General features: G+C 71.9%; 9 protein-coding genes. 8 read left to right on the top strand and 1 reads right to left on the bottom strand.

Going from position 1 to position 11,919, the window contains the following annotated elements:
- Positions 1–4 precede the first annotated feature (4 nt).
- Positions 5–3,280, bottom strand: a complete 3,276-nt coding sequence (locus AWQ70_RS37850; protein ID WP_084517558.1) for a glycosyl hydrolase family 95 catalytic domain-containing protein — start codon at positions 3,278–3,280, stop codon at positions 5–7.
- A gap of 396 nt (positions 3,281–3,676) precedes the next feature.
- Here AWQ70_RS37850 and AWQ70_RS21585 point away from each other — a divergent pair, with 396 nt between their 5' ends.
- The 8 genes from AWQ70_RS21585 to AWQ70_RS21550 all read left to right on the top strand — a co-directional run.
- Positions 3,677–4,474 (top strand): fumarylacetoacetate hydrolase family protein, encoded by a 798-nt coding sequence (locus tag AWQ70_RS21585; protein WP_281197103.1) that lies wholly within the window; start codon positions 3,677–3,679, stop codon positions 4,472–4,474.
- Positions 4,471–5,757, top strand: coding sequence for an L-fuconate dehydratase (locus AWQ70_RS21580; protein ID WP_067178945.1), 1,287 nt, complete (start codon positions 4,471–4,473; stop codon positions 5,755–5,757). Before AWQ70_RS21585 ends, AWQ70_RS21580 begins: the two co-directional genes overlap by 4 nt.
- Positions 5,754–6,488 (top strand): SDR family NAD(P)-dependent oxidoreductase, encoded by a 735-nt coding sequence (locus AWQ70_RS21575; protein ID WP_067178943.1) that lies wholly within the window; start codon positions 5,754–5,756, stop codon positions 6,486–6,488. Before AWQ70_RS21580 ends, AWQ70_RS21575 begins: the two co-directional genes overlap by 4 nt.
- Positions 6,489–6,560: 72 nt before the next feature.
- The gene (locus AWQ70_RS21570) at positions 6,561–7,568 is read left to right on the top strand and encodes a sugar ABC transporter substrate-binding protein (RefSeq protein ID WP_245647083.1); all 1,008 of its coding nucleotides are present in this window, start codon (positions 6,561–6,563) and stop codon (positions 7,566–7,568) included.
- Positions 7,565–9,046 (top strand): sugar ABC transporter ATP-binding protein, encoded by a 1,482-nt coding sequence (locus AWQ70_RS21565; protein ID WP_067178939.1) that lies wholly within the window; start codon positions 7,565–7,567, stop codon positions 9,044–9,046. The genes AWQ70_RS21570 and AWQ70_RS21565 overlap by 4 nt, the downstream gene beginning before the upstream one ends.
- Complete coding sequence (locus AWQ70_RS21560; protein WP_067178937.1) at positions 9,043–10,065, top strand: ABC transporter permease; 1,023 nt, start codon at positions 9,043–9,045, stop codon at positions 10,063–10,065. Before AWQ70_RS21565 ends, AWQ70_RS21560 begins: the two co-directional genes overlap by 4 nt.
- Positions 10,065–11,045, top strand: coding sequence for an aldo/keto reductase (locus AWQ70_RS21555; protein WP_067178935.1), 981 nt, complete (start codon positions 10,065–10,067; stop codon positions 11,043–11,045). Before AWQ70_RS21560 ends, AWQ70_RS21555 begins: the two co-directional genes overlap by 1 nt.
- A gap of 565 nt (positions 11,046–11,610) precedes the next feature.
- On the top strand, positions 11,611–11,919 hold a 309-nt coding region (locus AWQ70_RS21550), incomplete at its 3' end, for an RNA polymerase sigma factor (protein WP_281197083.1).

Below are 11,919 nucleotides of genomic sequence, written 5' to 3'. Positions count from 1 at the left end.
CGATTCAGGCGGCGCGGAAGGCCAGGCTCTGCCAGGCGGCGGCCTCGGCCGGGGTCAGCGCGCGGGCGAAGACCGCCATCCGGTCCACGGCTCCGGACAGCCGCTGGCCGCCGCCCTGGTCGGCCGCGAACCGCAGCGGCCGGGTGGCGCAGCTGGCGATGCCGTCGGCCGGGACCGAGGCGCCGCCGGCCCGCGTGCCGTCCACGTAGACGGTGACGGCCCCGTCGCGGCCCATCGTGACGACCAGGTCGAGATAGCGTCCGGACGGTACGGCGGCGTCCGTGGTGACGTTGAGCCCGGCGCCGATGAAACGCACCCGGTTGTCCGGCGTCAGGTCGACGAGCACGCCGTCGGTGCCGGGGTTTCCGGACGGCTGCGAGTCGAACAGCCGCCGGTAGCCGGACGGCGCGGCCACCTTGACCCGGGCCGCGAACGTCGCCTCGCGCAGGAAGCCCAGCGTCGTCGGGGCCGTCGTCAGGTACGTGGACCCGCCGAGCACGAGCCCGCCGTCCGCGTCGTAGGCGGCCGGGCCGGTGACGGTCGCGTCCCTGCCGTTGCCGGACACGTCGGCGACGGTCGTGCCCGAGGACGGGTCCCAGGCGACGAGCGGCACGCCGGCCGGCGGGACCGCGCACGGCGCGAGCCCGAGGGACGCCGTCCCGCTCACCGACCAGCCGGAGCCGCCGGTGAGCGTCGCGCCGATCCGCGCGGTCCGCGAGCCGTCGGCCGGCCCGGCCGTGACCGTGAAGGTCTCCGTGCGCGTACGGCCCGGCGGCACGGCGGGCAGGTGGCGCGAGGCGGGCTCGGCCGTCCAGCCCTCCGGCGTACGCAGGGTGAGGTCGCCGGCGGGCACGGCGCGCCTGCCGGTCGCCGCGACGGTGACCTCGACGGGGAACGAGGAGCCCGGCCCGGTCTCGGCGGGCGCCTTGACGGTGACCCGCACGTCGTTCGTCACCCGGTAGACGCCGCCGGCCGCCGCGGTGAAGGTGACCTCGGCTCCGTCACGGGTGTGCGTGACCGCGCGTCCCTGTCCGTCGACCAGGCGGTAGGGGCCGCGGAAGAGGGCGTTGCGCACGGTCAGCGGCCCGGCCGAGCCGGCCCGCAGGACGATCTCCGAGACGGCGCCGTCCCGCCACGAGGCGTCGACGGTGACGTTCCCGCGGGCCCGCAGGCCGGAGTACGAGCCGGTCGGCCAGGCGGCCGGCAGCGCGGGCAGCACGTCGACGGCGGAGTGCTGGCTCTGCAGCAACATCTCGGCGATGCCGGAGGTGGCGCCGAAGTTGCCGTCGATCTGGAAGGGCGGGTGGGTGTCCCACAGGTTCTCCAGCGTGGACGTCCTGAGCTGCTCGCGCAGCATCTTGTGGGCGTGGTCGCCGTCGAGCAGCCGGGCCCAGAAGTTGACCTTCCATGCCTTGGACCAGCCGGTGCCGCCGTCGCCGCGCGCGGTGAGCGAGACCTCGGCCGCCGCCGCCTCCGGGGTGCCCGCGGCGACCTGCCGGCCCGGGTGCAGCGCGAACAGGTGCGAGACGTGCCGGTGGTCGTCCGTCGTGGAATCCCAGTCGGTCTTCCACTCCTGGAGCTGGCCCCAGGAGCCGACGCGCAGGCCGGGGTCGAGCCGGTCGAGGGCCTGCCGTACCTCGGGCTCGTCGGTGCCGAGCGCGCGTGCCGCCTCCAGCACGTTCGTGAACAGGTCGTGGACGATCTGCTGGGACATCGACGCGCCCGCGGAGAAGTCGCCGTGCTCCGGCGAGTAGCTCGGCGAGACGACGAGCTTCCCGTCGCGCGGGTCGGTGTGCAGGTTGTCCACCCAGAACTCGGCGGCGGCCTTCATCACCGGGTAGGCGGTCTCGCGCAGGTAGGTCAGGTCGCGGCTGAACCGGTAGTGGTCGTACATCTGCTGGGTGACCCACGCGGCCGCCTCGGGGAACCAGAACGCGGTGGACCAGTCGTGGACGCCGGTGAAGCCGAAGGGGTTGGTCTCGTTGTGCACGACCCAGCCACGCGAGCCGAACATCTCCTTCGCGGTCCTGGTGCCGGGCGCCACCATGGCGGTGATGTAGTCGTCGTACGGGCGGGTGGTCTCGGCGAGGTTGGTCTGCTCCGCCGGCCAGTAGTTCATCTGCAGGTTGATGTTGGTGTGGTAGTCGGCCGACCAGGGCGGGCTGGTGGAGTTGTTCCAGACGCCCTGGAGGTTCGCCGGGAGGAACCCCTCGCGGGACGACGCGATCAGCAGGTAGCGGCCGTAGGCGAAGAACAGCGCCTCCAGCGCCCGGTCGGCGGCCGAGGCGCCCCCCGTGTACGCCTTGAGGAGCCGGTCGGTGGGGACGGTGGGCGGCTGCTGCCCGATGTCGAGCCGCACCCGGTCGAACAGGGCGCGGTGGTCGGCGACGTGGGCGCGCTTCAGCGTGTCGTAGTCCTGAGCGGCGGCCTCGTCCACGGCGGCGGTCACCGCGGCGTGCGGGTCGGCTCCGCGATAGGCCGGATAGGTGTCGGCGTAGTCCGTGCCGGCCGAGAGCACGAAGGCGGCGCTGTCGGCTCCGGTGACCGTGATCCGGTCGGCGGCGTCGGTGCGGGTGCCGCCCTGGGCGACCACCTGGATCTGGGCCTCGAACGTCATGCCGTTGTCGGCCAGGGCGCCTCTGATCGTGAGGCGGCCGTTCTCGACGCTCACCCGCCGGTCGTTCCTCGGCGAGGTGGTGCGCAGGGTGAACGAGACCTTGCCCGGCCGGTCGGCGGAGATCCGGCCGGCGATGACGCGGCCGGGGTGGCTGGCGAAGTATTCGCGCCGGTAGGTGACGCCGCCGGCGGTGTAGCCGACCCCGGCGACGGCGTCGCGCAGGCTCAGCTCCCTGCGGTAGCCGGTGGCGTCCGGCTGGGCTCCCATGTCGAGCCAGACGTCGCCGAAGGTCTGGTAGGCGCCGTACCCGCTCTTGGGCTGGCCCAGTTTGGCGGCGACGGCTCCGGGCGACATCTTCCCGTCGCGGTCGATCTGCTTCTGGACCTCGGCGATCGCGCCGGGGCGGGGTGTGGTCCAGTTCCCGAAGTCGTAGCCGCTCTTGGAGCCGGGGCCGCCGGTCCAGAGCGACTTCTCGTTGAACTGGAGCTGCTCGGTGGCGACGCCGCCGAAGACCATCGCGCCGAGCGCGCCGTTGCCGATCGGGAGGGCCTGGGTCTCCCAGTTGGCGGCGGGCTTGTCGTACCAAAGGGTGAGTTCATCGGGTGTCTGTGCGGCGGGGGTGGGCGCCGGGTCGGCGTGCGCCGGGCCGGTCGCGTGGATCATCCCGGCGACCAGGGCGAACGCGGACAGGATGGCGGGGGCTAAGCGTCGTTTACGACGGACGTGCACGGAAACCTCCGACGATCGGTCGATCTGGCCCCGTTCTTACACCGGAAAGGGAGAGGCAACAAGGTGCGCCATCCGATGTTTTCCACCTCGTGACCGGAGGGCTGTGCGGGCAGTTATCGGATGTACGGACCGCATTTCCGGTATCTCCATCGGACATTTCGCCATATATCCAGGTCACAGATCGGACTACCTGGCGTCGAAGTATTGACACGAGCCGACGGCAGACATGAGCATCTCGACCAAGACATCCGATGTATGACTGTGTATACCGAGGGATGCGGTGTGAAGCTGCTGCGAGTAGGACCTGTCGGACAGGAGAGGCCGGTGGTGATGGACGCCGCCGGAAACCTGCGCGACATCGGAGAGCCCGAGATCGACGGGGCTTTCCTCGCTTCCGGGGGAGTGGCGCGCGTCCGCGACGCGCTGGAGCGCGGCGACCTGCCGCTCGTGGACGCAGAGGGTCTGCGGATCGGCCCGCCCGTCGCCCGCCCCGGCAAGATCGTGTGCATCGGCCTGAACTACAGTGACCACGCCGCCGAGACGGGGGCCGAGCCGCCGCTCGAACCCGTGGTCTTCATGAAGGCGCCGAACACCGTGGTCGGCCCGTACGACGAGGTGCTCGTCCCGCGCGGCAGCGTGAAGACCGACTGGGAGGTCGAGCTGGCCGTCGTGATCGGCGGGACCTGCCGCTACCTGGAGTCGCGCGAGGAGGCGCTGAGCAGGATCGCCGGGTACGCGGTGGCCAACGACGTGTCGGAGCGCGAGTTCCAGATCGAGCGCGGCGGCCAGTGGGACAAGGGCAAGTCCTGCGAGACGTTCAACCCGCTCGGCCCGTGGCTGGTGACCGCCGACGAGGTCGGCGACCCGCAGGACCTCGGCATGCGCCTCTGGGTGAACGGCGAGCTGCGCCAGGACGGCGACAGCAAGAACATGATCTTCGATGTGGCCGAGATCGTCCGCTATCTCAGCCACTTCATGGTGCTGGAGCCGGGCGACGTCATCAACACCGGCACCCCCGCCGGCGTCGCCATGGGCCTCCCCGGGCAGCCGTACCTGCGGGCCGGCGACGTCGTCGAGCTGGAGATCGACGGGCTCGGGCGGCAGCGGCAGACGGTGGGTCAGGCGTGAGCTCCCGGATCGTGTCCCTGGAGACGCACGACATCCGGTTCCCCACGTCGCGGGAGCTGGACGGCTCCGACGCGATGAACCCCGACCCCGACTATTCGGCGGCGTACGTGGTGCTGCGGACCGGCGACGGCGTCGAGGGGCACGGGTTCGCGTTCACCATCGGCCGGGGCAACGACGTGCAGACCGCCGCCATCCGGGCGCTCGAACAGTACGTCGTCGGGCGGGACACCGAGGACGTCGGCGCGCTGTACAAGGAGATGGTCTACGACTCCCAGCTCCGCTGGCTCGGCCCGGAGAAGGGCGTCATGCACATGGCGATCTCCGCCGTGGTCAACGCCCTGTGGGACCTGAAGGCCCGGCTCGAGGGCAAGCCGTTGTGGCTGCTGCTCGGCGAGATGCCGCCGGAGCGGATCGTCGACCTCGTCGACTTCCGCTACCTGAGCGACGCCCTCACCCCCGAGGACGCCCTGGAGATCCTGCACCGGGCCGAGCCGGGCAGGAAGGAGCGGATCGCCCACCTGCGTGAGCACGGCTACCCCGCCTACACCACCTCCCCCGGCTGGCTCGGGTACGACGACGACAAGCTCAGGCGGCTGTGCCGGGAGGCGCTCGGCCAGGGCTTCGGGCAGATCAAGCTCAAGGTCGGCGCCAACCTGGACGACGACGTCCGCAGGTTCCGGGTCGCCCGCGAGGTCTGCGGCGACGACTTCCCGATCGCGGTCGACGCCAACCAGCGCTGGGACGTCGACACGGCGGTTGCGTGGGTCGACGCGCTCAAGGAGTTCCGCCCCCACTGGGTGGAGGAGCCGACCAGCCCGGACGACGTGCTCGGCCACGCCGCCATCGCGCGCGGCATCGCGCCGATCCCCGTCGCCACCGGCGAGCACGTGCAGAACCGCATCGTCTTCAAGCAGTTCCTCCAGGCGGGGGCGATCTCGTACCTGCAGCTCGACTCGGCCAGGGTCGGCGGCGTGAACGAGAACATCGCGATCCTGCTGCTCGCCGCCAAGTTCGGCGTGCCGGTCTGCCCGCACGCGGGCGGCGTCGGGCTGTGCGAGCTGGTCCAGCACCTGTCGATGTTCGACTACGTCGCCGTGAGCGGCTCGATGGAGAACCGCGTCATCGAGTACGTCGACCACCTGCACGAGCACTTCGCCGACCCGGTCGTGATCGAGAACGGCCGCTACACCGCCCCCGAGACGCCCGGGTTCAGCGCGCGGATGCGGCCGGAGTCGATCGCCGCGCACAGCTTCCCCGGCGGCGCGGTCTGGAGGGAGTCATGACGCTCAGGGCACTCGTCACCGGAGGCGGTTCCGGCATCGGGCTGGCCACCGCCCACACGTTCGCCGCGCGCGGCTGGCGGGTGGCCTGCCTCGACGTCGCGCCGCCCGGCGACCCGTTCATCGGCGTCACCGCCGACGTCACCGACGACGCGGCGGTCCGTACGGCCGTCGCCGAGGCGGCGGAACGGCTCGGCGGCCTGGACGTCCTGGTCAACAACGCCGGCATCGGCGCGCAGGGCACGGTCGAGGACAACCCGGACGGCGAATGGGCCCGCGTCCTCGACGTCAACGTGGTCGGGATGGTGCGGGTGACCCGGGCGGCCCTGCCGTACCTGCGCGAGTCCGGGCACGCGTCGATCGTCAACACCTGCTCGATCGCCGCGACCGCCGGCCTGCCGCAGCGCGCCCTCTACAGCGCGAGCAAGGGAGCGGTGATGTCGCTCACGCTCGCCATGGCGGCCGACCACGTGCGCGAGGGCATCCGCGTCAACTGCGTCAACCCGGGCACCGCCGACACCCCGTGGATCGGCCGGCTGCTCTCGGCGGCGGCCGACCCCGAGGCCGAACGCCGCGCGCTGGCCGCCCGCCAGCCGATGGGCCGCCTGGTCACCGCCGACGAGGTGGCCGCGGCGATCGCCTACCTGGCCGGTCCCGACGCCCGCTCCACCACCGGAACCGTCCTCGCCGTCGACGGCGGCATGCACGGCCTCCGGCTCCGGCCAGGCAACTGAAACACCCCCACCCCCTGAGGAAGCAGAGGCGAAACGATGAGGTTCGGCCCCGTGGTCGCAGGAGCGGCCCTCTTGACGATCATCACCGCGTGCGGCTCCACCGGCGACGACGCCGCCGCGACGGGCGGCGGCAGCGGCACGGCCTCGGGAGGGAAGGTCGGCATCGACTTCCCCCGGGCGGACTCCGACTTCTGGAACTCCTACAGCAAGTACGTCCCGCAGATGGCGGGCGAGCTCAAGGTCGAGCTGATGAACCCGACCAACTCGCAGAACGACGTGGCCAAGCTGGTCGCCAACACGCAGGCGCTGGTCAGCCAGGGCGCCAAGGTGATCGTCATGGCTCCGCAGGACACCGGGGCCATCGCCTCCACCCTCCAGCAACTGGAGAACAAGAAGATCCCGGTCGTCTCCGTGGACACCCGCCCCGACAAGGGCAAGGTCTACATGGTCGTACGCGCCGACAACAAGGCGTACGGCACCAAGGCGTGCGAGTTCCTCGGCGAGAAGCTCGGCGGCAAGGGCAAGGTCGTCCAGCTCATGGGCGCGCTCAGCTCGATCAACGGCCGCGACCGGGCCGAGGCGTTCCGCGAGTGCATGAAGACGAAGTTCCCCGGCATCACCGTCTTCGACGAGCCGACCGAGTGGGAGGGCAGCAAGGCCGCGTCCATGCTGCAGACCCGCCTGGAGCAGAACCCCGACATCAAGGGCGTGTACATGCACGCGGGCGGCGTCCACCTGGCCCCGACGCTGCAGGTGCTCAAGGCCAAGGGCCTGCTCGTCCAGCCGGACGACCCCAAGCACGTGTTCGTCGTGTCCAACGACGGCATCCCGCAGGAGTTCGACGCGATCCGCAAGGGCGAGATCGACGCGACGGTCTCCCAGCCCGCCGACCTGTACGCGAAGTACGCGCTCTTCTACGCCAAGGCCGCCGCCGAGGGCACGACGTTCCAGCCCGGCCCGACCGACCACGACAGCACGATCATCTCGCTGCCGAACGGCCTGGAGGACCAGCTCCCCGCTCCCCTGGTCACCAAGGACAACGTGGACGACCAGAACCTCTGGGGCAACCAGGTCAAATGAGCGTTCACGTCGAAGCCAGGAACGTCGTCAAGCGGTTCGGGCCCACCGTCGCGCTGAACGGCGCGGGCATCTCCATCGCCGAGGGCGAGACGCACGCGCTCCTCGGCAGGAACGGCGCGGGCAAGTCCACACTGGTGTCGATCCTGACCGGACTGCAGGCTCCGGACGAGGGCGAGGTGCTGTTCTCGGGAGAGGCGGCGCCCGCCCTCGCGGACCGGGACGCGTGGCGGCGGCGGGTCGCCTGCGTCTACCAGAAGTCGACGATCATCCCCACGCTGACCGTCGCGGAGAACCTCTTCCTCAACCGGCAGCGCACGTCCGGCGGGCTCATCCGCTGGGGCGCCGTGCGCCGCGAGGCCCGCGAGGTCCTCGAACGGTACGGCGTGGACGTCGACGCGGGCGCGCTCGCCGGCGACCTCGGGGTCGAGCAGCGGCAGCTCGTCGAGATCGCCCGCGCATTGTCGTTCGGCGCGCGGTTCATCATCCTCGACGAGCCGACGGCCCAGCTCGACGGCCCGGCCATCGAGCGGCTCTTCGAGCGCATGCGCGCGCTGCGCGAGCAGGGCGTCACGATGATGTACATCTCCCACCACCTGGACGAGGTGTACGAGATCTGCCAGAGCGTCACGGTCTTCCGCGACGCCCGGCACGTCCTCACCCGGCCGGTGGCGGAACTGCCGCACGAAGAGCTGGTCGCCGCGATGACCGGCGAGGCCACCGCCGCGTACCAGCCCAGATCCCGTACGGCGGGCGACTCGGTCGCGATCTCCGCGACCGGGCTGTCCCTGCGGGACCGCTACCAGGACGTGGCGCTCGAAGTGCGGGCGGGCGAGCTGGTCGGCCTCGCCGGGTCCGGCAGCAGCGGCAAGGTCGGGCTGGCCGAGACGCTGGTCGGGCTCCGCCGCGCCGACAGCGGCACGATCAGGATCAACGGCGCCGCCGTCAGGCCGGGGGACGTGCCGTCCGCGCTGCGGGCGGGCCTCGGGTTCGTCCCCCAGGACCGGCACCGCGAGGGGTTCGTGCCGCTGTTGTCGGTCGCCGAGAACGCCACCCTGCCGATCGCGCACAAGCTCGGCGGGTTCGGCACCGTGTCCCCGTCCCGGCGGCGGGCCCGCGCCGTACAGATGATCGAGGACCTGGACATCAAGACGGAGGGGCCGGACCAGCCCGTCGGCGACCTGTCCGGCGGCAACGCGCAGAAGGTCGTGCTCGCCAGGGCGCTGTCCGACTCCCCCGCCGCGCTGGTGGTGATCAACCCGACCGCCGGGGTGGACGTGAAGGCGAAGCAGTCCCTGCTCGGCGCGGTCGAGGACGCGGTCGGGCGGGGCGCCGGCGCCCTGCTGGTCTCCGACGAGCTCGACGACCTGCGGATCTGCGACCGGGTGCTGGTGATGTTCCACGGCAGGGTGGTCAGGGACGTGCCGCGCGGCTGGTCCGACCAGCAGCTCGTGGCCGTGATGGAAGGCATGGAAGAGTGAGTACAGCGACCCCCTCGGCAACACCGTCCCCGCCGCCGTCGGCGGCCCCGGCGGGACGTCTCCGCGCGGGCGCGGGGCTGCGGCTCGGCCGCTTCCGCGACCTGACGCTGGTGCCGGTCATCGTCGTCCTGCTGGTCGTGGGCGCGTTCGTGGACCCGGTGTTCCTCACCGTGGGCAACCTCACGAACGTGCTCCAGCAGCAGTCCGCGCTGGCCCTGGTCGTGCTGGCCGAGGCGATGATCCTCATCGCGGGCAAGTTCGACCTGTCCCTGGAGTCGACCGTCGGCATGGCTCCCGCCATCACCGTGCTGGTGATCCCGGCGACGGCGGGGGGCTCGGGGCTGCTCGCGATCCCGCTGTGCCTGCTCATCGGGGCGGCGATCGGCGCGTTCAACGGCTTCCTGATCCTCAAGTTCCAGCTCTCGGCGTTCGTCGTCACGCTCGCCATGATGATCGTGGTCCACGGGCTGCACCTCGGCCTGACCGGCGGCAAGAGCCTGTTCGAGCTGCCGGAGTCGATCATGTACCTGGGCGGCGCGACCTGGCTCGGCGTGCCCGCGTCGATCTGGATCGCCGCCGTGCTGTTCGCCGCCGGGATCGTGGGCCTGCGCTACTTCAGGGCGGGGCGCGCGCTGTACGCGATCGGCGGGAACCCGGACGCGGCGCGGGCGGCGGGCATCCGCGTGGACCGGGTGTTGTGGACGGTGTTCGTCATCGGCGGCGCGCTCGCCGCGCTCGCGGGTGTCCTGGAGACCGGCCGTCTCGGCGGCATCAGCGCCAACCAGGGCGTCGGCTGGATCTTCATGGTGTTCGCGGCGTCCGTGATCGGCGGCGTCAGTATGGACGGCGGCAAGGGCACGGTCCTCGGGGCGCTCACCGGCGTCCTGGTCATCGGCCTGGTCGAGAACGTCCTCACGCTCAAGGGCGTGCCGGGCGAGTGGAAGCAGCTCGTCTACGGCGGCATCATCCTCGTCGCCCTCATGATCAGCCGGGTGGCCGGCGGGAAGGCACAGGACTGATGCCGGCCCCGGGGCCCGCCTCGGACCGGGGGCCGGGCGCGGGCGGTCTCGCGCTGCCCCGGCTGGGCTTGGGCGGGGCGCCGATCGGCAACCTGTTCACCGCCGTCACCGACGAGGACGCGCGGGCGGCCGTCGAGGCCGCCTGGCGGGCGGGCGTCCGGCTGTACGACACCGCGCCCCACTACGGCCTCGGCCTGTCCGAGCGCCGTCTGGGCGCGGCGCTCGCCGGGCGCTCGGGGCACGTCCTGTCGACCAAGGTCGGCCGCCTGCTCGTGCCCTCGGACGCGGGCGGCGGCACACGGGGGAAGGACGACGAGGGCTTCGACGTGCCGGCCGGCCACCGCCGCGTGTGGGACTTCTCCCGCGACGGCGTGCTCAGGTCCCTGGAGGAGTCGCTGGAACGGCTCGGCGTCCCGTCCGTGGACATCGTGCTCATCCACGACCCGGACGGGCACCCGCGCGAGGCGCTGGAGGAGGCGTACCCGGCGCTGGCCGCCCTGCGCGACCAGGGGGCGGTGCGGGCGATCGGGGTCGGCATGAACCAGTGGGAGCTCCCGGCCCGGTTCGTGCGCGAGACCGACATCGACGTGGTCATGCTGGCCGGGCGCTACACCCTGCTCGACCAGTCGGGCCTCCCGCTGCTGGACGCGTGCGCCGAGCGCGGCGTGCGGGTGCTGGCGGCCGGCGTCTTCAACAGCGGGCTGCTCGCCACCGACCGGCCGTCGGGCACGTTCGACTACCGGCCCGCTCCGGCGGAGCTGGTGGCCCGCGCCCGGGGCGTCGCGGCGGTGTGCGAGCGGCACGGCGTCACCCTGCCCCGGGCCGCGGCGGCCTTCCCGCTGCGCCACCCGGCGGTGTCCACGGTCGTCCTCGGGGCCAGGTCCGCGGCCGAGGCAGGGCGCAACGCGGCGCTTCTGGACCGGCCCGTGCCCGAGGACCTGTGGGCGGAGCTGGTCGCCGAGGGCCTGCTGGCGGCCTGACCCCGCGCGTTGCCGTACGGCGGAGGCCGGGTGTCCCGGCCGGCCTCCGCCGTACCCGCGTGTCAGCGTGACCCGGCGACGTCGAGACACCAGCCGCCGTGCCACATCCCCGGGATGAGAACGAACGTCGTCACAACATGCTCCTTGTCGTGGGTCGTGGGTCGCGGTGATCGAACCGGTCGGTACGTTCTGGGAGGCCAGCAGTAGATCGAACCGATCAGTACTATCTGTGCGGCCACGCCGGCCCGACAGGTTCTCCGCCCTCCGGGCGGCCCGATCGAGGGGGCGACCACCCCCACCGCGCACCACGATCCGGCAAGCCGCGCCACCGGCCCTTCGGCCGCTTCGGCATCCATGGCCGAAGATCGAAAATAGCGACGGAACCGCCGTACAAGATCGATGAATCTCGCTGTCGATAACCGAAATTCCATGGAATTGCCCGATTTTCGGAGTTAATACCTGTTGAGTATGACTTTTCAGGTAGTAAACGGCGGCCGCTGAGGCGGCGTCCTCCTCGTGTGGGGCCCGACAGGTTCTGGTTCCGTCATCGGGGGAGGAATGTCCGTTGCCCGCATGGCCCAACGTCAGCCGCGCCGACGAACGCCGGCTGCTGGACGCGCTGCGACGAGGTGACGCGGAGGCGCTCGCCGGGCTCTACGACGCGTACGCCGACCGTCTGGCCGACTACACCCATTCCCTGCTCGACGACCAGGACCGGGCCGCGGACGCGGTGCGCCGGACGTTCGTCGCGGCGCGGGCGGGCGTGCGGCGGCCGAAGGACCCGGCGCGCCTTCGCGCCTGGCTGTACGCGCTCGCCCGGTCGCGGTGCCCGGCCCGCGAGCGGGGCAGGGCGGCCGCCGTCGCGGTGCTCGAC

This window comes from Microtetraspora niveoalba (assembly GCF_001570405.1).
Classification (GTDB): Bacteria; Actinomycetota; Actinomycetes; order Streptosporangiales; family Streptosporangiaceae; genus Microtetraspora; species Microtetraspora niveoalba.
Note: the sequence above shows the minus strand (reverse complement) of the source record. Positions and strands in the feature narration are given on the sequence as shown.